Below are 22,587 nucleotides of genomic sequence, written 5' to 3' on the forward strand. Positions count from 1 at the left end.
CCCGCGCCGGAGGCGGGCCCTTGACGAACCCGGCAGGGCGCGCGATTCTCGAGGCGCGAGTCGGCCCGGTTGGTCCCCCGTCGGATGCATAACCGGCGGCTCCGGCGGGAAGTGACTCCACGTGAGTCGTGGGGCCCGGCAAGTCCGGGCCGGTGCAGTACCCGGCGGGCGTTCGCGCCCGACGGCTACCGGGAGGAGTCTCCGATTCGGTCTCCGAATCAGAGCTGGACAGCAGTGTCGCCTTTGGCTACACTGTCCCTTTGCGCTGCCTGTTAGCTGCTCCGTGACTCGTCGCCCGGAGTTTGCGTTGCCCCGAAGGGGTCTGGCACCAACTCCGCAAAGCGGCTCTGACCTGGGGTTTCGACCTCGGCAGAGGCCAGTGGCGAGGGAGGTGGGACCAAGCCCGTGAAGGCCCGGCTGGTACGCGCGTAGTGAGCTCCGAGCCCTCGGAAGGACCCCCCTCTTGGCCGCGCCGCGCAACGCCTCGAACAATTCCGCCGCATCCACCGCCCCGCTCCGCGTCTCCTTCGCGAAGATCAAGGAGCCCCTCGAGGTCCCGAACCTCCTGGCCCTGCAGACCGAGAGCTTTGACTGGCTGCTCGGCAACGCGGCCTGGAAGACCCGGGTCGAGCAGGCGCTGGAGAACGGTCTGGACGTTCCCACCAAGTCCGGTCTGGAGGAGATCTTCGAGGAGATCTCGCCGATCGAGGACTTCAGCGGGTCGATGTCCCTGACCTTCCGCGACCACCGTTTCGAGCCGCCGAAGAACTCCATTGACGAGTGCAAGGACCGCGACTTCACGTTCGCCGCCCCGCTCTTCGTCACGGCCGAGTTCACCAACAACGAGACCGGTGAGATCAAGTCTCAGACGGTCTTCATGGGCGATTTCCCGCTCATGACCCACAAGGGCACGTTCGTGATCAACGGCACCGAGCGTGTCGTCGTGTCGCAGCTCGTCCGCTCCCCGGGCGTGTACTTCGACTCCACCCTGGACAAGGTGTCCGACAAGGACATCTACTCCTGCAAGGTCATCCCCTCGCGTGGTGCCTGGCTGGAGATGGAGATCGACAAGCGCGACATGGTCGGCGTTCGCATCGACCGCAAGCGCAAGCAGTCGGTCACCGTGCTGCTCAAGGCGCTCGGCTGGACCAACGAGATGATTCTCGAGGAGTTCGGCGAGTACGAGTCGATGCGCGCCACCCTGGAGAAGGACCACACCCAGGGCCAGGACGACGCGCTGCTGGACATCTACCGCAAGCTGCGTCCGGGCGAGCCGCCGACGCGCGAGGCCGCGCAGACGCTGCTGGAGAACCTGTACTTCAACCCGAAGCGCTACGACCTCGCCAAGGTCGGCCGCTACAAGGTGAACCGCAAGCTCGGCAACGCCGAGTCGCTGGACTCCGGCGTGCTCACCGAGCCCGACATCATCAACGCGATCAAGTACCTGGTCAAGCTGCACGCCGGCGAGGTCGACTGGCGTGACGAGACCGGCCGCGACATCGTGGTCGAGGTCGACGACATCGACCACTTCGGCAACCGCCGCCTGCGCAACGTGGGCGAGCTCATCCAGAACCAGGTCCGTACGGGTCTCGCCCGTATGGAGCGCGTCGTGCGCGAGCGCATGACCACCCAGGACGTCGAGGCGATCACGCCGCAGACCCTGATCAACATCCGGCCGGTCGTCGCCTCCATCAAGGAGTTCTTCGGCACCAGCCAGCTGTCGCAGTTCATGGACCAGACGAACCCGCTGTCGGGCCTGACCCACAAGCGCCGTCTGTCCGCCCTCGGCCCCGGCGGTCTCTCCCGTGAGCGCGCCGGCTTCGAGGTCCGTGACGTGCACCCCTCGCACTACGGCCGCATGTGTCCGATCGAGACCCCGGAAGGCCCGAACATCGGTCTGATCGGGTCGCTGGCCTCGTACGGCCGGGTCAACGCCTTCGGCTTCATCGAGACCCCGTACCGCAAGGTCGTCGAGGGCGTGGTCACCGAGCAGGTCGACTACCTGACCGCCGACGAGGAGGACCGCTACGTCATCGCCCAGGCGAACGCCCCGCTGACCGCGGACCTGCACTTCGCCGAGCCCCGCGTCCTGGTCCGCCGCCGTGGCGGCGAGATCGACTACATCCCGGGCACCGAGATCGACTACATGGACGTCTCGCCGCGCCAGATGGTGTCGGTCGCGACCGCCATGATCCCGTTCCTCGAGCACGACGACGCCAACCGCGCGCTCATGGGCTCGAACATGATGCGCCAGGCGGTGCCGCTGCTGAAGAGCGAGGCCCCGCTGGTCGGCACCGGCATGGAGTACCGCTGCGCCGTCGACGCCGCGGACGTCATCACCGCCGAGAAGCCGGGTGTCGTCCAGGAGGTCTCGGCCGACTACGTCACCGTGGCCAACGACGACGGCACGTACACCACGTACCGCGCCGCCAAGTTCACCCGCTCCAACCAGGGCACCGCCTTCAACCAGAAGGTGCTCGTGGACGAGGGCACCCGGGTGGAGGTCAACCAGGTGCTGGCCGACGGCCCCTGCACCGACGAGGGCGAGATGGCCCTCGGCAAGAACCTCCTCGTGGCGTTCATGTCGTGGGAGGGTCACAACTATGAGGACGCGATCATCCTGTCGCAGCGCCTCGTCCAGGACGACGTCCTCTCCTCGATCCACATCGAGGAGCACGAGGTCGACGCCCGTGACACCAAGCTCGGCCCCGAGGAGATCACCCGGGACATCCCGAACGTCTCCGAGGAGGTCCTCGCCGACCTCGACGAGCGCGGCATCATCCGCATCGGCGCCGACGTCGTCACCGGCGACATCCTGGTCGGCAAGGTCACCCCGAAGGGCGAGACCGAGCTGACCCCGGAGGAGCGCCTGCTCCGCGCGATCTTCGGCGAGAAGGCCCGTGAGGTCCGCGACACCTCGCTGAAGGTCCCGCACGGTGAGTCCGGCAAGGTCATCGGCGTGCGCGTGTTCGACCGCGAGGAGGGCGACGAGCTTCCCCCGGGTGTCAACCAGCTGGTCCGCGTCTACGTGGCCCAGAAGCGCAAGATCACCAACGGTGACAAGCTCGCCGGCCGTCACGGCAACAAGGGCGTCATCTCCAAGATCCTGCCGGTCGAGGACATGCCGTTCCTGGAGGACGGCACCCCGGTCGACATCATCCTCAACCCGCTGGGTGTCCCGTCCCGAATGAACCCGGGACAGGTCCTGGAGATCCACCTCGGCTGGCTCTCCAAGCAGGGCTGGGACGTCTCCGGCCTCGCCGACGAGTGGGCCAAGCGCCTGCAGGCGATCGGCGCCGACAAGGTCGAGGGCGGCACCAACCTCGCCACCCCGGTGTTCGACGGCGCCCGCGAGGACGAGATCACCGGTCTGCTCGACCACACCACCCTCACCCGTGACGGTGAGCGCCTGGTGAACTCCACCGGCAAGGCGCGGCTGTTCGACGGCCGCTCCGGCGAGCCGTTCCCGATGCCCGTCTCGGTCGGCTACATGTACATCCTCAAGCTGCACCACCTGGTCGACGACAAGCTGCACGCCCGCTCGACCGGCCCGTACTCGATGATCACCCAGCAGCCGCTCGGTGGTAAGGCGCAGTTCGGTGGTCAGCGCTTCGGTGAGATGGAGGTGTGGGCCCTTGAGGCATACGGCGCCGCGTACGCGCTGCAGGAGCTGCTCACCATCAAGTCCGACGACGTCCTCGGCCGCGTGAAGGTCTACGAGGCCATCGTCAAGGGCGAGAACATCCCCGAGCCCGGCATTCCCGAGTCCTTCAAGGTCCTCATCAAGGAAATGCAGTCGCTCTGCCTCAACGTGGAGGTGCTGTCCTCGGACGGCCAGTCCATCGAGATGCGGGACTCCGACGAGGACGTCTTCCGCGCCGCCGAGGAGCTCGGCATCGACCTGTCCCGGCGCGAGCCGAGCAGCGTCGAAGAGGTCTGACGGAGGTCGGGCCGGCCCGGTAGCCCCGGGCCGGCCCGCCCCCAGGCCCCCCTCAGACCACACGAACGACTCTCGACTTACGAAAGAGGGCTTGACGACCAGTGCTTGACGTCAACTTCTTCGACGAGCTCCGCATCGGCCTGGCCACCGCCGACGACATCCGCCAGTGGTCCCACGGCGAGGTCAAGAAGCCGGAGACCATCAACTACCGCACCCTGAAGCCCGAAAAGGACGGCCTCTTCTGCGAGAAGATCTTCGGCCCCACCCGGGACTGGGAGTGCTACTGCGGTAAGTACAAGCGCGTCCGCTTCAAGGGCATCATCTGCGAGCGCTGCGGCGTCGAGGTGACCCGCGCCAAGGTGCGTCGTGAGCGGATGGGCCACATCGAGCTGGCCGCCCCGGTCACCCACATCTGGTACTTCAAGGGTGTGCCGTCCCGCCTCGGCTACCTGCTCGACCTGGCGCCGAAGGACCTCGAGAAGGTCATCTACTTCGCCGCCTACATGATCACCTGGGTCGACGACGAGCGCCGCCAGCGCGACCTGCCGTCCCTGGAGGCGCACGTCTCGGTCGAGCGCCAGCAGATCGAGAACCGCCGCGACTCCGACCTCGAGGCCCGTGCCAAGAAGGCCGAGACCGACCTGGCCGAGCTGGAGGCCGAGGGCGCCAAGGCCGACGTGCGCCGCAAGGTGCGCGAGGGCGCCGAGCGCGAGATGAAGCAGCTGCGCGACCGCGCGCAGCGCGAGCTCGACCGCCTCGACGAGGTGTGGGCCCGCTTCAAGAACCTCAAGGTCCAGGACCTCGAGGGCGACGAGCTGCTCTACCGCGAGCTGCGCGACCGCTTCGGCACCTACTTCTCCGGCTCGATGGGCGCGGCGGCCCTCAAGGACCGCCTGGAGACCTTCGACCTGGCGGAGGAGTCCGAGCGCCTGCGCGAGATCATCCGCACCGGCAAGGGCCAGAAGAAGACCCGTGCGCTGAAGCGCCTCAAGGTCGTCTCCGCGTTCCTGCAGACCACCAACAAGCCCAACGGCATGGTGCTGGACTGCGTCCCGGTCATCCCGCCGGACCTGCGTCCGATGGTGCAGCTGGACGGTGGCCGCTTCGCGACCTCCGACCTGAACGACCTGTACCGCCGTGTCATCAACCGCAACAACCGCCTGAAGCGGCTTCTCGACCTCGGCGCGCCCGAGATCATCGTGAACAACGAGAAGCGCATGCTCCAGGAGGCCGTCGACGCGCTGTTCGACAACGGCCGCCGCGGCCGTCCGGTCACCGGCCCGGGCAACCGCCCGCTGAAGTCCCTGAGCGACATGCTCAAGGGCAAGCAGGGTCGTTTCCGTCAGAACCTGCTCGGCAAGCGCGTCGACTACTCGGCCCGTTCGGTCATCGTCGTCGGCCCGCAGCTCAAGCTGCACCAGTGCGGTCTGCCCAAGGCCATGGCGCTGGAGCTCTTCAAGCCGTTCGTGATGAAGCGCCTGGTCGACCTGAACCACGCGCAGAACATCAAGTCGGCCAAGCGCATGGTCGAGCGCGCCCGTCCGGTCGTGTGGGACGTCCTCGAAGAGGTCATCGCCGAGCACCCGGTCCTGCTGAACCGTGCGCCCACCCTGCACCGCCTCGGCATCCAGGCCTTCGAGCCGCAGCTGGTCGAGGGCAAGGCCATCCAGATCCACCCGCTCGTCTGCACCGCGTTCAACGCGGACTTCGACGGTGACCAGATGGCCGTCCACCTGCCGCTCTCCGCGGAGGCGCAGGCCGAGGCCCGCATCCTGATGCTGTCCTCGAACAACATCCTGAAGCCGGCCGACGGTCGCCCCGTCACCATGCCGACCCAGGACATGGTGCTCGGTCTGTTCTTCCTGACCTCGGACCGCGACAACGTGAAGGGCGCCGGCCGCACCTTCTCGTCGACCGCCGAGGCGATCATGGCCTTCGACGCCCGCGAGCTGGACGTCCAGGCCCCGATCGAGCTGCGCCTGCCCATCGGCACCGTCCCGCCCCGTGGCTGGACCCCGCCGCTGGACGAGGACGGCCAGTCGAACTGGTTCGAGGGCGAGTCCTTCCGCCTGCGCACCACCCTGGGCCGCGCGCTCTTCAACGAGCTGCTGCCCGAGGACTACCCGTTCGTCGACTACGAGGTGGGCAAGAAGCAGCTCTCCGCGATCGTCAACGACCTGGCCGAGCGCTACCCCAAGGTCACCGTCGCGGCGACCCTGGACAACCTGAAGGCGGCCGGCTTCCACTGGTCGACCCGTTCGGGTGTCACCGTCTCGATCTCGGACGTCATCGTCCCGCCGAGCAAGCCCCAGATCCTCGAGGGCTTCGAGGCGAAGGCGGAGAAGGTCCAGAAGCAGTACGAGCGCGGTCTGATCACCAACGACGAGCGCAAGCAGGAGCTCGTCGGCATCTGGACCCAGGCGACCAACGAGGTCGCGGACGCCATGTCCGCGAACTTCCCGAAGACCAACCCGATCTTCATGATGGTCGACTCGGGCGCCCGTGGAAACATGATGCAGATGCGCCAGATCGCCGGTATGCGTGGTCTGGTGTCCAACGCGAAGAACGAGACCATCCCGCGACCCATCAAGGCGTCGTTCCGTGAGGGTCTCTCCGTGCTGGAGTACTTCATCTCCACCCACGGTGCCCGTAAGGGTCTCGCGGACACCGCTCTGCGTACCGCCGACTCCGGTTACCTCACCCGTCGTCTGGTCGACGTCTCCCAGGACGTCATCATTCGCGAGGAGGACTGCGGCACCGAGCGCGGCCTGAAGCTGGCGATCGGCTCCGTGGGTGCCGACGGCGTGCTGCGCAAGGCCGACGACGTCGAGACCAGCGTCTACGCCCGCATGCTCGCCGAGGACATCACCGTCGACGGCAAGCTGCTGGCCACGGCCAACACCGACCTCGGTGACGTGCTGATCGACGAGCTGATCCGCCACGGCATCAGCGAGGTCAAGACCCGCTCGATCCTGACCTGTGAGTCGGCCGTCGGCACCTGTGCCTTCTGCTACGGCCGCTCGCTGGCCACCGGCAAGCTGGTCGACATCGGTGAGGCGGTCGGCATCATCGCCGCCCAGTCCATCGGTGAGCCCGGTACCCAGCTGACCATGCGTACCTTCCACACCGGTGGTGTGGCCGGTGACGACATCACCCAGGGTCTGCCGCGTGTCGTCGAGCTCTTCGAGGCCCGTACCCCCAAGGGTGTGGCCCCGATCTCGGAGGCCCAGGGCCGGGTCCGCATCGAGGACACCGAGAAGACCCGCAAGCTGGTCGTCACCCCGGACGACGGCACCGACGAGATCGCCTACCCGGTCTCCAAGCGTGTCAAGCTCCTGGTGAGCGAGGGCGAGGCGGTCGAGGTCGGCCAGAAGCTGACCATGGGTGCCACCAACCCGCACGACGTCCTGCGCATCATGGGCCAGCGCGCCGTCCAGATCCACCTGGTCGCCGAGGTCCAGAAGGTCTACAACTCGCAGGGTGTGTCGATCCACGACAAGCACATCGAGATCATCATCCGGCAGATGCTCCGCCGCGTGACGATCATCGAGTCGGGCGACGCCGAGCTGCTCCCGGGCGAGCTCGTCGAGCGCGGCCGCTTCGAGCAGGAGAACCGTCGCGTGGTCTCCGAGGGCGGTCACCCCGCCTCCGGCCGTCCGCAGCTGATGGGTATCACCAAGGCCTCGCTGGCCACCGAGTCCTGGCTGTCGGCCGCCTCCTTCCAGGAGACGACCCGGGTCCTCACCGACGCGGCGATCCACGCCAAGTCGGACCCGCTGCTGGGCCTCAAGGAGAACGTCATCCTCGGTAAGCTCATCCCGGCCGGTACGGGTCTGCCCCGCTACCGCAACATCCGGGTCGAGCCGACAGAGGAGGCCAAGGCCGCCATGTACTCGGCCGTCGGCTACGACGACTACGACCTGTCGCCCTTCGGCGCCGGCTCCGGCCAGGCGGTCCCGCTGGACGACTACGACTACGGCCCGTACACCGGCTGAGTCGAAGGTTGCTGATCGCTGGGCGGTCACCCCGTGCGGGGTGGCCGCCCAGCGGCGTTCCCGGGGGCGGGCGGAAGGCGATTTGGGGTTCTGGGCCGAAGTCGCGTAGAGTCAGGTTCACCGACGCGGGGTGGAGCAGCTCGGTAGCTCGCTGGGCTCATAACCCAGAGGTCGCAGGTTCAAATCCTGTCCCCGCTACTGCATCGAAGGGCCCGGAGGCTTCAAGCCTCCGGGCCTTTCGGCGTTCCCGGGGTCCGTCGTGCGGGGGAGGGCGGGAAACCACTCCGGCGGGGGAAGCCGGGGAGGGGGAGGGCGGGACAGGCTCGGGGCGTCGGATTGCGGCGCGGACGGGCGGAGGAACACGGGGATGGCTGTGCGACGGGTGCTGGGAGCGGTGGCGATCACCTGGGCGGTGGGGCTCGGTTCGGCGGGGTACCTGTGGGAGGCGGGGTACCTGGGGTCGGGGGACGGGCCCGAGCGGCTGACGGTGTCCTACGGGGTGGCCGAGCCGGTGCGGGAGCTGGTGGTCGAGGGGCTGACCGGCGGCATCGAGGTCCTTGCCGGGGACGCGGTGCGGGTGGTGGAGCAGCAGTCCTTCCGCGGTGATCCGCCGCGGACCCGGCATGAGGTGAGCGACGGCACGCTGCGGCTGACGTACGACTGCTCGGACTGCGGGGTCGGCTACCGGGTGACCGTCCCGGCCGGGACGAAGGTCCGGCTGAGCAGCGGGACCGGCGGGATCCGGCTGGCCGGGCTGGCGGGGGAGGTACGGGCGGAGGCCGGCACCGGCGGGGTGACGGCGAGCGGGCTGACCTCGTCGGCGGTGCGGGTGAGCGTGGCGACCGGCGGCATCGACCTGGGCTTCGCGACGAGCCCGACCACCGTGGAGGCGCGGGCGGACACCGGCGGAGTGCGGGTCGCGGTGCCCGTCGGGGAGGAGCCGTACGCGGTGGACGCCGGGGCGGACACCGGTGGGGTCGAGGTGACGGTGCCGCGCCGGGCCGGTGCGCCGCGCAGCATCACGGCGCACACCGGGGCCGGGGGCGTGGCGGTCACGGGTGGCTGAGGCCGGCGCGGGCCGGGAGGTGCCCACCGTGCTGCCGGTCGGGCATGATCTTCTCCGCGGGGGCGGCTTCCCCCGGTACGGGGGAGGGATCATGGCCGGACGGGTGGCGGCGCGGTGGCGAGCACGGATGGCGGGGGTCGACCCGTACGTGCTGGACGGCCTGCTGGCGGCGGCCTCGGCGGCGGTCTCGCTCTGGTCGGTGTACCAGGACGTCACCGCCAGGCCCTGGTGGGTCTATCTGCTGGCGCTGGGAACGGCCCTGCCGCTGCCCTGGCGGCGGCGCGCGCCGGTCACCGTGATGGTGGTCAGCGGCGCGGTGTCGGCGGTGCTCTCGGTGGTCGCCCACTCGGCGATGCCGCAGCTGCCGCTGTTCGTCGTGGTCACCCTGTACACGGTGGCCGACCGGGCCGGGGAGTGGCAGCGCTGGAGCGTGCTGGCGGTGACCGTGACCGCCAACGTGGTGGGTACCCACTCGCCGAACGGTGCGCTGTTTTCGCTGATCACCACGGTCGGCGCGTTCGTCTTCGGCTGCCTGGTGCGGGAGCTGCGCCGGCTGGCGGCGGTGGAGGCGGAGCGGGCCCGGGAGGCCGGCCGTCGCGCGGCCAGCGACGCGGCCCGGGCGGTCGCCGAGGAACGGGCCCGGATCGCCCGGGAGATGCACGACATCCTGGCGCACGCCGTCTCGCTGATGGTGATCCAGGCGGAGGCGGGGCCGCTGGTGGTGCGCGGCGACCCGGACCGGGCGGTCAAGGCGTTCGACACCATCGCCGACTCCGGGCGGGACGCGATGGCCCAGCTGCGGCGCCTGCTGGGGGTGCTCAAGGAGGAGGGCAGCGGGCCGGAGCTGGCGCCGCAGCCCCGGCTGGCCGAGCTGCCGGCGCTCGCCGAGCGGGTGCGCCGGACCGGGGTGCGGGTCGAGCTGGAGGTGGACGAGCGGGCCGGGCCGCTGCCCGCCGACATCGAGGCGGCCGGCTACCGGATCGTTCAGGAGGCGCTGACCAACACGGTCAAGCACGCGGAGGCGAGCCGGATCTCGGTCCGGGTGGTCCGCGAGGGCGGGGAGCTTGCGGTGCTGGTGTCCGACGACGGCCGCGGGGCGCGGCGGCGGCCGGGCGGGCCGGCCCCCGCGGGGAGCGGCCTCTCCGGCGGCCGCGGGCTGGTCGGCATCCGGGAGCGCGCGGCGGCCTGCGGCGGCCGGGCCGAGGCCGGTCCCGGGCCGCGGGGGCGGGGATTCCTGGTGAGCGCCCGGCTGCCGCTGGGCACGGAACGGAGGGTGGCGTCATGACGCCGATCCGGGTGGTCGTCGCGGACGACCAGGAGCTGGTGCGCGTCGGGTTCGGGATGATCCTGGACGCGCAGCCGGACATCGAGGTGGTCGCCGAGGCGGCGAACGGCGCGGAGGCCGTCGAGGCGGTCCGGGTGCACGGGCCGGACGTGCTGCTGCTGGACGTCCGGATGCCGGTGATGGACGGCCTGGAGGCGGCCCGCCGGGTCTGCGCCGAGTACCCCGGCACCAGAGTGATCATGCTGACCACCTTCGACGCCGACGACTACGTGTTCGACGCGCTGTACGCGGGGGCGAGCGGCTTCCTGCTCAAGGACGTCCGCCGCGACGACCTGGCGCACGGGGTGCGGATGGTGGCCTCCGGCGAGGCGCTGCTGGCGCCGTCGGTGACCCGCCGGCTGATCGGTGAGTTCGCCGCCCGCCGGCCGGGCTCCGCCGAGCGGGCGGTGCGGGCGCCGTCGCGGCTGCTGGAGCAGCTGTCCCCGCGCGAGCGGGAGACCCTGGTCCTGCTGGCGCGCGGGCTGTCCAACGCGGAGATCGCCGCCGCGCTGGTGGTCAGCGAGCACACCGTGAAGACCCATGTCAGCAATGTGCTCGCCAAGTTGGGGCTGCGCGACCGGGTGCATGCGGTGGTCTTCGCGTACGAGGCGGGCGCGGTGGTGGCGGGGGAGGGCTGAACCGTCTCCCCCGCGCGGGGGAGCGGCCGGGTTCGCCGGTGCGGGTGATCCCGGACGAGGGGCGCGGCGGACAGGATCCGGGGTGTCGGAACAACGGCCCCTTCGTCAGGAGCGCACCCATGGACACCTCTCGGCGCAGCAGCGTCACCTCGTTCGCCGTCGTCGCGGCCCCCGTGCTGATGGCGCTGTACGGCGGCATCCGGCTGCTGGAGGGCTCGCGCGAGCCGGGCCCGGGCTGGCTGGTCGGGCACGGCCTGATGCTGCTGGGGCTGCTGCTGTTCGGCCCCGTGCTGGCCGCGCTGGGGCGGGGGCGCGGGGCGGTGGGCCGGGCGGCGGCGGGGGTGGCGTTCGCCGGGCTGGCCGCCTCGCTGGGGCAGATCGGGATCGACCTGTACGTCGGGGCGGTGGCGGTGGACAAGGCCGACCAGCAGCGGCTGTTCGACGTGGTCCAGAGCCGGCCGGGCGTGCTGCCGGCCTTCTACTCGGTGGGCCCGATGCTGTTCTACGTCGGCCTGCTGGCGCTGCTGGTGATCGCCGCGACCGGTGCCGGTCGGGTGCTGCGCTGGTGGAGCCCGGTGCTGATGCTGGCCGGGACCGTGCTGACGGCGGCCGACCTGGCGTTCATCCCGGTCGCCGCGGGCTGCTACCTGGTGGCGCTGGCCCCGCTGGGCGGCTTCGGCGCCGCCCGCCCGGTCGCCGCCTGATCGGTGCTCCCGGGCGGGGCGGTCGGGGCGGTCGGGGCCGACGGGGCGATCGCGGCGGCTCGATCGTGGCCGGTCGATTATCGGTGGCGGGCGGCCCGTGCGGGCCGTACCGTCCGGGGCATGAACGCGAAGCGCCCGCTGATCGCCGTACTCACCGGCGCCGGGATCTCCACCGACTCCGGCATCCCCGACTACCGCGGCCCGAACGGACTCTGGCAGCGCGACCCGGAAGCACAGCGGCTGGTCACCATCGGCCCCTACCTGGACGACCCGGAGGTCCGCCGCAAGGCCTGGCGGATGCGCGCCGAGGCGGGTGCGCTCGCCGCCGAGCCGAACGCCGGGCACCGGGCCCTGGTCGGGCTGGAGCGCTCCGGACTGCCGCTGCGGGTGCTCACCCAGAACGTCGACGGGCTGCACCAGCGGGCCGGGCAGACACCCCGCAAGGTGCTCGAACTCCACGGCACCGCAAGGGAGGTGCAGTGCGTGGACTGCCGGGTGGTGGGCCCGATGGAGCAGGCCCTGGAGAGGGTCGCCGCCGGTGAGCCGGATCCGCGGTGCCGGGACTGCGGGGGGATCCTGCGCCCGCGCACCGTGATGTTCGGCGAGCAGCTGGACCCCGAGGTGCTGCAGCAGGCGGACGCGATCAGCAAGGCCTGCGAGCTGTTCATCGCCGTCGGCACCAGCCTGCAGGTCTTCCCGGTGGCCGCGCTGCCGTACAACGCGGTGAAGACCGGCTCCCGGCTGATCATCGTCAACGCCGAGCCGACGCCGTTCGACGAGGCCGCCGAGGAGGTCGTCCGCGAGCCGATCTCCACCGCCCTGCCGGCCCTGGTCCGCCGGCTGGTCGCCCAGTACGCCTGATGGCGCCCCGCGGGGCGGCGGGTTCGGTGACGAATGGGTTGCCGCGTTCCGAACTGGCCGCTCCCGGCCGCTCGTTCTGCGCTACGCTGCCGCGCGGAGCGGTGTGGTCGGTTTCCGGCCACCGGGGGAGGCCGCGCGGGCGCCCGCGCCCGCGCGCCGCACCGGCCGGAGGCGTCCCCCGCTCCGCGGCGGCGCGTACGAAGGAGCCCTCATGACCTCAGGCCCACTGCTGGACCGCCACGCGATCGGGGGCGAGCTGCGGACCCTGGCGGACCGGCCCGGACTGGCGCACCGTCAGGAGGAGCTCAGGGAGCTTGGCTTGGCGCTCTCGGGCGCCGGCGACCTGGACCGGTGGGCCGAACTCGACCTGGTGCACAGCTTCGTCCGGCCGGAGAGCGTACGCTCCGCGGTGCGGCCGCGCCCCGAACCGAGGTTCTGGTCCTGGGCCGAAGTCGCCCTGGGCGCCCTGGTGTTCGTCCCGCTGCTGGTCACCTGGGCCGGGCTGATGCAGGCCACCAGCGCCTACCGGGCGCTGATCGGTGCCGACGCCCGGCAGGCCGCGCGCCCGTTCCTCCAGCTCTGGCAGACCGGCTTCGAGGGCCGGCTGCCCGGCTGGGCCACCTTCGGCGATGTCGCCCTGTCCGCCACCCTGTTCATCGCGCTGCTGCTGGCGCTCTCCGTCGCGCACGGTGTGCGCCGGGCCGGCACCGAGCGCCGTGAGGCGGCGGCCGAGGGCGAGGCGGAGGACCTGCTGGCGGAGCTGGCGCCGGTGCTCACCCGTGCCCAGCTGGTGCTGAACGAGCGCCGCCGGTCCACGCCGCAGCGCTTCGCGGCCGAGCTGACCGGCGCGGCGGAGACCCTGGAGCGACTCGGCCGGCAGGCCGCCGACACCCAGCGCGAGTTGAGCGAGGCGGCCCTGGCCGTCGAGCGCTCGGTCGCCGGGGCCGAACAGCGCCTCGCCGACGCGGGAGAGGCGGTCGAGCCGCTGCGGCGGGCCGTCGACGGCGTCGAGAAGGCGGTCGGCGGGATCGGCAGGTCCGTCGACGGGGTCGGCCTGGCGGTGCGGGACAGCGGGGACCGGCTGGCCGAGTCGGTCCGGGACGGCGCGGCGGCCACCGACGAACTCGTCCAGCGGGGCGCGCGGCAGCTCGCCGACGCGGCCGAGCTGGTCCGGCGGGCCACCGACCGGGTGGGCACCGAACTCGCCGACGCCGGTGAGCGGGTGGAGGACGCGGTGCGCGATCTCGCGGTCGCCCAGCGCGGCTTCACCACCGGTGCGGAGACTGTGGCGGACGTCAACGGGCAGGTGCTGGAGCGGCTCGACGGACTGGCCCGGGAGGTCGTGATGCTGGCCGACCGGGTCGCGGCGGCGGCCTCGGCGGCCACCGCGGCGGCGGCGCGCCTGGACGCCTCCGGGCCGGAGGGGCCGCGCGGCGGGGAGGGCATCGTCATGGTGAAGACGGTGTCCGGACCGGGGCCCGACGCGGGCGCCGCCCGGTCCCGGGGCACCGGCACGGCCGCCGCTTCCGCTTCCGCCTCCGCCGAGGTGGACGACCGGACGCTGCTGGAGCTGGACGAGGTGCCGGTGCACGGGCAGGGCCGATGAGGGGCCGGTTCCGGACGGCCCGGCCGCGGGCCCGGGGCGTGCACCTGGCCGGCTGGCTGTTCGCCGACATGCTGCTCGTGCTCGCGCTGGTGGCGATGGGCGACCAGGGCGATCCGGTGGCCGCCGAGCGGGCCGCCGCCGGGCCCTCCGCCACCCCGAGCGCGAGTGCCACCGCCGACAGCACGCCCAGTGCCGCGCCCACCCCGACCGGGCCGCGCGGCGTCGAGCACGACCCGGTCACCGTCGACGTCAGCGGCGACGGCTCGGACACGGCCGGCCTGGCCGCGCAGGTCCGCGCGGCCACCGAGCGCTACGCCGGACGGCAGGCGGCCGTGGTCCTCACCTTCGGCAGCAACCGCGACCCCGGCGTCGGCCAGGCCTACGCCCACACCGTCAACGGCCTGCTCGCCCAGGCCCGTCCGGAGATGTTCCGGGGCACCACCACCCGGGACTTCATCTCGCTCGCGGACAACCCCCGGCATGCCTCGCTGGAGATCTACTTCTACACCGGCTGACGCCCACCGACCTGCCAATCGAAGGAGAAGTGCAGTGCAGATCCTCCCGTTCTACGCCGTGTGCGACGAGTCGGGGTCGATGAGCGCCGACATCGACACCCTCAACAAGGCCCTGTTCGACCTCCACCAGGAGATCAGCACCAACCCGACCATCGCCGACAAGACCCGGTTCGGGCTGATCGGCTTCTCCACCGACGCCCACGAGCTGCAGCCGCTGGTCGACCTGAGCGACCTCGACGAGCTGCCCGCCCTGGAGGCCTCCGGCCTCACCTCTTTCGGCAACGCCTTCGGCCTGCTCCGCCAGGCGATCGAGCGGGACGTGCAGGCGCTGAAGGCGGACGGCCACGACGTCTACCGCCCGGTGGTCTTCTTCCTCTCCGACGGCGTGCCGACCGACTCCGACTGGGACCAGCCCTACCAGGACCTGCTGGCCGCCGCGTTCCGGCCGCACATCATCGCCTTCGGCATCGGCCAGGCCGACCGGAGCGTGATCGCGCGGGTCGCGACCTTCAAGGCGTTCATGCAGGAGGACGGGAAGGCCGACGTGGCGCCCGCGCTGCGGGAGTTCGCGGGCAGCCTGACCCGCTCGATCGTCCGCTCGGTGAGCGGGGCGACCGAGGCCGGCCAGGGCATGAGCCTGCAGGTCGACGACAACGTGCCCGGGTTCACCTCCGTCTCGCTCGACAAGCTCTGAGGCCGGGCCGCCGGATGAACGCGTACGACAACCAGCTGCCGGCCGGGCGCGCGGCGGAGCCGGGGCCGGAGCACGCGCCGACCCGCAAGGAAGACCCGATCGACCTCGCCGCCTCGGTGTACGAGTACGGCTGGGAGGGGCCGGTGACCGCGGCGGCGGCGCCGTCCGTCGTCTCCGGGCCGGTGGTCCCGGACGGGTTCCTGCCGCGCCCGATCGGACCGGGGCCGTCGGCGGTCCGCGGGCCGTGGAGCGCGGACGGCCCAGCCGCCCCCGCCCCCCTCGCCGCAGCCGCCTCCGCTTCCGCCGAGCCCGAGCCCGTCGTCCGGCCGGCCTCGTTCCGGGAGTCCGGCCCGTTGCACCACGTCGGCCGCAAGGCCCCCGCCTACCCCGCCGAGCCGACCGACATCCCCGCCCTCTCGGCCGGTGACTTCTTCGGCGCCCTGCTGCCCGACACCGTGGTGGACGGCGGACGGTTCGGCCCGGTCACCGTCCGCGCCGCCTCCGTCCGCGGCGACGGGCACCGCTACGCGGCCGAGTGCCGTCAGGACGCCGTCCTGGTCGTCCGGACCGGTGAGCTGCTGCTGGTCGCGGTGGCCGACGGCGTCGGCTCCCAGTCGCACTCCCACCACGGCTCCCACGGGATCCTCCGGAAGCTGACCGGTCAGGTCGCCCGGAAGGAGGAGACCCTGCTGGCCTTCCTGCGCACCGGCGCCGAACCCGACTTCGCCAGCATGATGAGCCGGCTCATCGGGGCGGCGGCCGACGAACTCGCCGAGGAGGCCAGGAAGGAGGGCCGTCCGCCGAAGGCCTACTCGACGACCCTGCGGGCGCTGCTGGTGCCGGCCGACCCGACGGTCCCGTTCCGCGGCTTCGTCTCGGTCGGCGACGGCGGCCTGCTGCGCCTGCGCGAGGGCGGCTGGCAGGACCTCGAAGCGGCCGAGGCCGGCCAGGGCGGTGGGCCGATCAGCACCCGGACCGACTGCCTCCCCGAAGCGTACGAGCACGCCCGGGCCCGGCTGATCACCGACTCCCGCCCCGGCGACGTCCTGGTGCTCTGCACCGACGGGCTCGCGCTCCCGCTGCTCAAGGAGCCCGAGCTGCAGGGGTTCCTCGGCGAGCGCTGGGGCGGTGAGGTGCCCGGCCTCGCCGAGTTCCTCTGGCAGACCCAGGTCCGGGTGCGCAGCTACGACGACGACCGCTCGGTCGTCTGCCTCTGGGAGGCCGCACCGTGAGCGCCTCCGACATCGCCACCGCGCTGGCCGGCGGCGGGGACGCCGTCCTGGCGCTGCTCCCGGTCGGCGCCGAGGCCGGCCGGGGCGGCCAGGGCAAGGTGCAGCGCCTCGACGGCTACCCCGGCCTGCTGTTCAAGCGCTACCTGGAGGCCGGGCGGGTCAACGGCGCGGCACTGGCCGAGCTGGTCGCGCTGCGGCTCGCGCTGCCGCAGGCCGACCGGGAGCGGCTGGACGCCCAGGCCGCCTGGCCGCTCTGCCGGGTGGTGGACGGCCCCCGCTGCGTCGGCTTCCTGATGCGGGAGGCCCCGTCGGCGATGACCTGGCAGACGGCCACCGGCGCGCGCAAGCTCACCGAGGCGCAGTACCTGCTGTACCCGGAGAAGCCCGCCACCCAGGGCATCGTCCGCCCCGACCCGGAGCAGCGGCTGGCGCTGCTGCTGGAGCTGGTCGGGCTGATCGACCGGCTGCACCGCTGGGGGCTGGTGATCGGGGACCTCTCGCACGCCAATGTGCTCTGGACGGCGCTGCCCGAGCCGGCGGTGCACCTGCTGGACTGCGACGGCATCCGCCGGGTCGGGGCCTCCCCGGTGCTGGAGCAGGCCGACACGCCCAACTGGGCGGACCCGTACTCCCCGCACGGCAGTGGCGCCTCCGTGGACAGCGACCGCTACAAGGCGGCGCTGCTGATCGGCCGGACGCTGGCGCAGGACCCGTACGTGGCGCCGGGCGCGCCGCTGGACCCGCTGCCGCAGGTGCTGACGGACCGGCAGCTGGAGATGGTCCGGCGGGTCTGGGAGCAGGCCGCCGGCCCGTACGGGAGCCGACCGGACCTGACCGCCTGGCTGCTGGCGCTGGGCGGCCGGGGCAGCATCCCGCTCGCGCCGGGCTTCACCCCGCCGCCGCGCCAGGCCCGGCCGGCGGACGATCGGCTGTTCGACGGCCGGGCGGCCCGGGGGAGCATCCGGCTGCAGCGGCCCAGCTGACGAGGCCGGGGCGACGGGCCGGGCCGACGGGGTCGCAGGCCAGGCCGGGTCGACGGGGCCGGGGGGCCGGACGGAGCGCATGCGTACGATGATCCTTCCGGCTCCCCCCTCATGGCCTGGAGTGATCGACCGATGACGACGACGGCGAACTTCGACCCCTGGTCGGCGGCGTTCGTGGCCCACCCCTACGACGCCTACGCCACCCTGCGCGAGCAGGCCCCCGTGACGTACTTCGAACCCACCGACCAGTGGCTGGTCTCGCGCTTCGAGGACGTCAGCGCGCTGCTCCGCGACCGCCGGCTCGGCCGCACCTACACCCACCGGTTCAGCCACCAGGAGTTCGGCCGCCCCGAGCCCGACCCGGCGCACGAGCCGTTCCACACCCTCAACGACAACGGCCTGCTCGACCTTGAGGCCCCGGACCACACCCGGATCCGCCGGCTGGTCTCCAAGGCCTTCACCCCGCGCATGGTCGAGGGCCTTCGCCCCACCGTCCAGCGCCTGGCCGGCGAACTCGTCGACGGACTGCTCGCGGACGGCGGCGGCGACCTGATCGCCGCCGTCGCCGAGCCGCTGCCGGTCGCGGTGATCGCCGAGATGCTCGGCGTCCCGGAGTCCGACCGGCACCTGCTGCGCCCGTGGTCCGCCGACATCACCGGGATGTTCGAGCTCAACCCGTCCGAGGAGGTCGCCCGCCGGGCCGTCACCGCGAGCACCGAGTTCTCCGACTACCTGCGCGCCCTGATCCGCGAGCGCCGGTCCGCCCCCGGCGGGGACCTGATCAGCGCACTCATCCAGGCCCAGGAGGGCTCGGACGCGCTCAGCGAGCAGGAGATGATCTCCACCTGCGTGCTGCTGCTCAACGCCGGCCACGAGGCGACCGTCAACACCACCGGCAACGGCTGGTGGGCGCTGTTCCGCCACCCCGAGGAGCTGGCCCGGCTGCGCGCCGACGTCGACGGGCTGCTGCCCACCGCCGTCGAGGAGCTGATGCGCTGGGACACCCCGCTGCAGATGTTCGAGCGCTGGGTGCTGGAGGACATCGAGGTCCGCGGCGTCACCATCCCGCGCGGCTCCGAGGTCGCCCTGCTCTTCGGCTCCGCCAACCGCGACCCGGAGCGCTTCACCGACCCCGACCGCCTGGACCTCGGCCGCACCGACAACCCGCACATCACCTTCGGCGCCGGAATCCACTTCTGTCTCGGCGCTCCGCTCGCCAGACTGGAGCTCACTGAGTCCTACGGCACCCTGCTCCGCCGGGCCCCGGGCCTGCGGCTGGTCCGCGAGCCCGAGTGGCAGCCGGGCTACGTGATCCGGGGGCTGAAGGAGCTGCTGGTCGAGATGTAGCGGAAGAGGGGAGCGGCCGTGGGCGGCAGGGCGACGGGGGCGATGCTGGGGCTGGCGATCGGCGACGCGCTCGGCAAGCACACCGAGTTCGACGACGTGGAGACGATCGCCTGGCAGTGGCCGGACTGGCGGCAACTGCCGCTGCCGAAGCGGGCACTGGTCACCGACGACACCCAGATGACGCTCGCCCTCGCCCGCGGTCTGCGCACCGCGCTGGCCCGCGGGCCGCTCACCCCGCTGCGCCTGGAGCGGCCGCTGCGCGAGGAGTTCGTCGACTGGTGGCGCTCCCCGCAGAACACCCGTGCCCCCGGGATGACCTGCCTGCGGTCCTGCCGGCGGCTCAGCACGCCCGAACGCCGCTGGCAGACGGCGAGCGACGTCGGCTCCAAGGGCTGCGGCGCCAATATGCGGGTCGCCCCGGTCGGCCTGGTCCGGGAGCTGACCCCGGCCCAGGCCGCCGGCGCCGCCCAGCTCCAGTCCGGGCTCACCCACGGCCACCCGACCGCGCTCGCCGCCTCCGACCTCACCGCGTACGCCGTCCGCAGGCTCGCCGGGGGCCTGCCGCCGGCCGGTCTGACCGCCGCGCTGCGGGCGTACGCGCTCGAGAACCGCGGCCGCTACGACGCGTTCTGGCTCGGGGACCTCGCCGAGCACGCCCAGGACCGTACGGCCGAGGCGTTCATCACCAGGGGCTGGGACGAGTGCCTGGCGGTGCTCGACCGGCTGGACGCCGCGCTCGCGGCGCCGGACGTCGAGGCCGACCCCTGCCTGGCCACCGGCGAGGGCTGGATCGCCGAGGAGGCGCTCGCCACCGGGCTGCTCTGCTTCCTGCTGCTGCCGGACGACCCGGTGGCCGCCGTCCGCCGGGCCGCGTACTCCTCCGGGGACTCCGACTCGATCGCCTGCCTGACCGGCGCCTTCGTCGGTGCCCACCTGGGCGCCGACGCCTGGCCGGCCGGGTGGGTGGAGCGGATCGAGTACCGGGACGAACTGCTGGAGTTCGGCGCGCTCTGGGACTGACCGATCCGCCCGGTCCTCTTCGGCCTGCCGACCCGGGGAACCGGTTGCGGGCCGGCCGCGTCCAACCGGTACCCAGGCGCGGGCACCGGCCCGCACCGTGACCCGGGAGGCAGGCCGGCCATGCCCGCGACGTCCGCCCGCACCCGCCGTCCGGCGGTGCTCCTGCTCTGCTGCGCGGCCCTGCTCACCGCCTGCGGCTCCTCCGGCGGCGGCACGGCCGTGGTCCGGGTCGAGCCCGTGACGCTGCCGCCCGCCGACCCCGGGCAGGTCGCCGCCACCGCCGCGGCCACCGGTGCCTTCGGCCTCGACCTGCTGCACACCCTCACCGCCGACCCCGCCGCGGGCGGCGGCAACCTGGTGCTCTCGCCGTCCGGCCTGGCCACCGCCCTCGCCATGGTGCTGCCCGGCGCCCGCGGTACCACCGCCGACGAACTCGCCGCGGCGCTGCACACCGGGCTCACCCCCGAGCAGTACGCGCTCGCCGTCGGCGCCCTGAACCGCCCCGTGACGCCGTCCGGCAAGGGCGGGACCGTCCTGCGGCAGTCCGACGACCTCTGGTCCCAGCGCGACGAGCCGCTCGACCGGCACTACCTCGGCGTGCTGGCCGCCGCCTTCGGCACCGGCGTGCACACCGCCGACTTCCGCAAGGACCCGGAGGGCGCGCGCAAGGCCGTCAACGGCGTCGTCGAGAAGGCCACCGAGGGCCGGATCAAGAACCTCTTCGCCCAGGGGCAGATCAACCCGGACACCCGGCTCGCGCTCACCGACGCGCTCTACCTGAAGGCCGACTGGGCCGAGCCCTTCAAGGCCGGGAAGACCACCGACCGGCCGTTCCACCGCCTCGACGGCACCGGGACGGCCGTCCGCACCATGGCCCAGACCACCGGCCTGCGCTATGCCGAGGGCTCCGGCGGCATCCTCGGCGAACCCTGGCAGGCCGTCGAACTGCCCTACGCGGGAAGCACCTTGGCGATGGACCTGGTGGTGCCCGGGCAGGGCGGCTTCGCGGCCTTCCGCAAGGGCCTGGACCAGCCGGAGCTGGACCGGATCCTCGGCGCGCTCGCCCCGCGGACCGTCGACCTCACCCTGCCGAAGTTCCACTTCGACACCGCGAACGAGCTCACGCCCACCCTGCGGGCCCTCGGCGTCCAGGCCGCCTTTGGCCCGTCCGCCGACCTCTCCGGCATCCGCGGGCCGGACGGCGACGGGCGGCTCGCGATCAGCACCGTCGTCCAGAAGGCCACCGTGCAGGTCGACGAGCAGGGCACGGTCGCGGCGGCCGGCAGCGGCGTCGGGGTGGACGTGATGGCCGCGCCCGTGCCGATCAACCCGGTCGAGCTGCACATCGACCGGCCGTTCCTCTTCCTGATCCGGGACACCGCCGACGGGCGGCCGCTCTTCCTCGGTCAGGTCACCGACCCGTCCGCCGCCGCGAAGTGAGGCTGCCGGAGCGGGGGTGCCGACGTGAGGGCGCCGACGTGAGGGCGTGCTATCCGGCCGGGTAGCGGTCCCCGAGCGCCGGGTGGCCCGGCTCTCGGCTGCCGAACAGCACCAGCAGGTCGTCCGCCGTCCGCAGCAGCGCCTCCCGGCCCTCCACCGCCTCCGCCCAGTCGGCCGGCAGCGCGCTCGCGCCGTACGCCGCGCCGACCAGGTTGCCGCAGACCGCACCGGTCGAGTCGCTGTCCCCCGAGTGGTTCACCGACAGCAGCAGCGCCGACCGGACCGGATCCGGCCCGCCGGCCGCCGCGAGCAGGCAGTACACCGCGATCGCCAGGCACTCCTCGGCGATCCAGCCCAGCCCCACCCGCTCCACCGCCTCCGCCGACGGCTCCGACTCCTCGGCCACCCGCACCGCCCGGGCCAGCGCCTGCACCGTCTCCTTCGAGGCCGGCCACTCCCGGGTCTGCTCCACCGTCTCGCCGACCGCCGCCCAGGGCTCCGTCCCGGCCGCCAGCCGCTCCACCAGCGCCGCGAACGCGCCCGCCGCCAGGTAGCCGGTCGGATGCCCGTGGGTCAGCTGCGCGCACTGCGCGGCCAGCCCGAACGACTGCTCCGCCCCCAGCCGGCCCAGCCCGAACGGCGCCGAGCGCATCACCGTGCCGCAGCCCTTGGAGTGCGCGTTGATCGGCCCCGGCTGCCCGAGCGCCACCGGCGGCTCGAACACCGGGTGGTACTGCACCCCGGTCAGACAGGCGTTGCCCGGCGCCCGCCGCGCGTACAGGAACGGCTCGCGCAACAGCCAGCCGTCGTACGGGTGGGCCAGCGGCTCGCGGTCCGGCGCCCCGTGCTCCTGGGTGAGCAGCCAGCGCCGGTACGCGCCGTGCACCGCCTCCGGCACCGAACCGCCGCCGCCCGACCAGCCGCGCACGAAGCCGCGGATCAGACCCTCGGCGGTGAACAGCGTCATCTGGGTGTCGTCGGTGACCTCGGCGACCCGGCCGCCGCCCGGCAGACCCGTCACGCCGTCCGGGCCGAAGCGCTCGCGGATCTGCTGCAGCTGCTGGAACTCCACCGGCCAGCCCAGCGCGTCCCCGATCGCCCCGCCGAGCAGCGCCCCGCGCACCCGGTCCCGGAACCCCGTCTCCGTACTCACCGTCTCGGTACCCACTCTGCCTGCCCGCCCCTCGTCGGTTGCCCGGGACCTGTTGTACCAGGCGCCCGG

At 72.7% G+C, this 22,587-nt stretch carries 16 protein-coding genes and 1 tRNA gene; 16 read left to right on the top strand and 1 reads right to left on the bottom strand.

The window, feature by feature from the left end:
• Positions 1–463: 463 nt before the first annotated feature.
• From rpoB to ABZW10_RS01900, 16 genes are all read left to right on the top strand, one after another.
• Positions 464–3,940 carry a DNA-directed RNA polymerase subunit beta gene (gene rpoB, locus ABZW10_RS01825; RefSeq protein WP_355358265.1) on the top strand — a complete coding sequence of 1,159 codons (3,477 nt, stop codon included), beginning with the start codon at positions 464–466 and terminating at the stop codon, positions 3,938–3,940.
• A gap of 101 nt (positions 3,941–4,041) precedes the next feature.
• Complete coding sequence (locus tag ABZW10_RS01830) at positions 4,042–7,935, top strand: DNA-directed RNA polymerase subunit beta' (RefSeq protein WP_355358268.1); 3,894 nt, start codon at positions 4,042–4,044, stop codon at positions 7,933–7,935.
• A gap of 124 nt (positions 7,936–8,059) precedes the next feature.
• Positions 8,060–8,133, top strand: a tRNA-Met gene (locus tag ABZW10_RS01835).
• 169 nt (positions 8,134–8,302) lie between these two features.
• Positions 8,303–9,001 (top strand): hypothetical protein, encoded by a 699-nt coding sequence (locus tag ABZW10_RS01840; protein WP_355358271.1) that lies wholly within the window; start codon positions 8,303–8,305, stop codon positions 8,999–9,001.
• Between the two features lie 91 nt (positions 9,002–9,092).
• Positions 9,093–10,286 carry a histidine kinase gene (locus ABZW10_RS01845; RefSeq protein WP_355358274.1) on the top strand — a complete coding sequence of 398 codons (1,194 nt, stop codon included), beginning with the start codon at positions 9,093–9,095 and terminating at the stop codon, positions 10,284–10,286.
• Complete coding sequence (locus tag ABZW10_RS01850) at positions 10,283–10,963, top strand: response regulator transcription factor (RefSeq protein WP_355358277.1); 681 nt, start codon at positions 10,283–10,285, stop codon at positions 10,961–10,963. The genes ABZW10_RS01845 and ABZW10_RS01850 overlap by 4 nt, the downstream gene beginning before the upstream one ends.
• Before the next feature lie 119 nt (positions 10,964–11,082).
• Positions 11,083–11,667: a hypothetical protein gene (locus tag ABZW10_RS01855; protein WP_355358280.1), complete on the top strand. Its 585-nt coding sequence runs from the start codon at positions 11,083–11,085 to the stop codon at positions 11,665–11,667.
• 120 nt (positions 11,668–11,787) lie between these two features.
• Positions 11,788–12,528 carry a Sir2 family NAD-dependent protein deacetylase gene (locus ABZW10_RS01860; protein WP_355358283.1) on the top strand — a complete coding sequence of 247 codons (741 nt, stop codon included), beginning with the start codon at positions 11,788–11,790 and terminating at the stop codon, positions 12,526–12,528.
• 211 nt (positions 12,529–12,739) lie between these two features.
• The gene (locus tag ABZW10_RS01865) at positions 12,740–14,134 is read left to right on the top strand and encodes a methyl-accepting chemotaxis protein (RefSeq protein ID WP_355358286.1); all 1,395 of its coding nucleotides are present in this window, start codon (positions 12,740–12,742) and stop codon (positions 14,132–14,134) included.
• Positions 14,131–14,649 carry a hypothetical protein gene (locus tag ABZW10_RS01870; protein ID WP_355358289.1) on the top strand — a complete coding sequence of 173 codons (519 nt, stop codon included), beginning with the start codon at positions 14,131–14,133 and terminating at the stop codon, positions 14,647–14,649. The genes ABZW10_RS01865 and ABZW10_RS01870 overlap by 4 nt, the downstream gene beginning before the upstream one ends.
• 34 nt (positions 14,650–14,683) lie before the next feature.
• Entirely contained in the window at positions 14,684–15,343 is a 660-nt protein-coding gene (locus ABZW10_RS01875) for a VWA domain-containing protein (protein WP_355358291.1), read from the top strand.
• 14 nt (positions 15,344–15,357) lie between these two features.
• Positions 15,358–16,575, top strand: a complete 1,218-nt coding sequence (locus ABZW10_RS01880) for a protein phosphatase 2C domain-containing protein (RefSeq protein ID WP_355358294.1) — start codon at positions 15,358–15,360, stop codon at positions 16,573–16,575.
• Positions 16,572–17,558 carry a hypothetical protein gene (locus tag ABZW10_RS01885; protein WP_355358297.1) on the top strand — a complete coding sequence of 329 codons (987 nt, stop codon included), beginning with the start codon at positions 16,572–16,574 and terminating at the stop codon, positions 17,556–17,558. The genes ABZW10_RS01880 and ABZW10_RS01885 overlap by 4 nt, the downstream gene beginning before the upstream one ends.
• 132 nt (positions 17,559–17,690) lie before the next feature.
• On the top strand, positions 17,691–18,905 hold the full coding sequence (locus ABZW10_RS01890; protein ID WP_355358300.1) for a cytochrome P450: 1,215 nt from the start codon (positions 17,691–17,693) through the stop codon (positions 18,903–18,905).
• Positions 18,906–18,947: 42 nt separating this feature from the next.
• On the top strand, positions 18,948–19,925 hold the full coding sequence (locus ABZW10_RS01895) for an ADP-ribosylglycohydrolase family protein (RefSeq protein ID WP_355358917.1): 978 nt from the start codon (positions 18,948–18,950) through the stop codon (positions 19,923–19,925).
• A gap of 120 nt (positions 19,926–20,045) precedes the next feature.
• A complete protein-coding gene (locus ABZW10_RS01900; RefSeq protein WP_355358303.1) occupies positions 20,046–21,365 on the top strand; it encodes a serpin family protein in 1,320 nt (439 codons plus the stop codon).
• 49 nt (positions 21,366–21,414) lie between these two features.
• On the opposite strand, the gene ABZW10_RS01905 is transcribed toward ABZW10_RS01900, so the two are convergent.
• Positions 21,415–22,518, bottom strand: coding sequence for an ADP-ribosylglycohydrolase family protein (locus ABZW10_RS01905; protein ID WP_355358306.1), 1,104 nt, complete (start codon positions 22,516–22,518; stop codon positions 21,415–21,417).
• Between the last annotated feature and the right edge of the window lie 69 nt (positions 22,519–22,587).

Origin of the sequence: Kitasatospora sp. NPDC004723 (assembly GCF_040609255.1) — a bacterium.
Lineage (GTDB): Bacteria > Actinomycetota > Actinomycetes > Streptomycetales > Streptomycetaceae > Kitasatospora.

Bases quoted from the DNA above. Each gene is read 5' to 3' on its own strand.
- ABZW10_RS01865 (WP_355358286.1), top strand. From the start codon at position 12,740: ATGACCTCAGGCCCACTGCTGGACCGCCACGCGATCGGGGGCGAGCTG.
- ABZW10_RS01870 (WP_355358289.1), top strand. From the start codon at position 14,131: ATGAGGGGCCGGTTCCGGACGGCCCGGCCGCGGGCCCGGGGCGTGCAC.
- ABZW10_RS01890 (WP_355358300.1), top strand. From the start codon at position 17,691: ATGACGACGACGGCGAACTTCGACCCCTGGTCGGCGGCGTTCGTGGCC.
- ABZW10_RS01895 (WP_355358917.1), top strand. From the start codon at position 18,948: ATGCTGGGGCTGGCGATCGGCGACGCGCTCGGCAAGCACACCGAGTTC.
- ABZW10_RS01850 (WP_355358277.1), top strand. From the start codon at position 10,283: ATGACGCCGATCCGGGTGGTCGTCGCGGACGACCAGGAGCTGGTGCGC.
- ABZW10_RS01880 (WP_355358294.1), top strand. From the start codon at position 15,358: ATGAACGCGTACGACAACCAGCTGCCGGCCGGGCGCGCGGCGGAGCCG.
- ABZW10_RS01840 (WP_355358271.1), top strand. From the start codon at position 8,303: ATGGCTGTGCGACGGGTGCTGGGAGCGGTGGCGATCACCTGGGCGGTG.
- ABZW10_RS01860 (WP_355358283.1), top strand. From the start codon at position 11,788: ATGAACGCGAAGCGCCCGCTGATCGCCGTACTCACCGGCGCCGGGATC.
- ABZW10_RS01855 (WP_355358280.1), top strand. From the start codon at position 11,083: ATGGACACCTCTCGGCGCAGCAGCGTCACCTCGTTCGCCGTCGTCGCG.
- ABZW10_RS01900 (WP_355358303.1), top strand. From the start codon at position 20,046: ATGCCCGCGACGTCCGCCCGCACCCGCCGTCCGGCGGTGCTCCTGCTC.
- ABZW10_RS01845 (WP_355358274.1), top strand. From the start codon at position 9,093: ATGGCCGGACGGGTGGCGGCGCGGTGGCGAGCACGGATGGCGGGGGTC.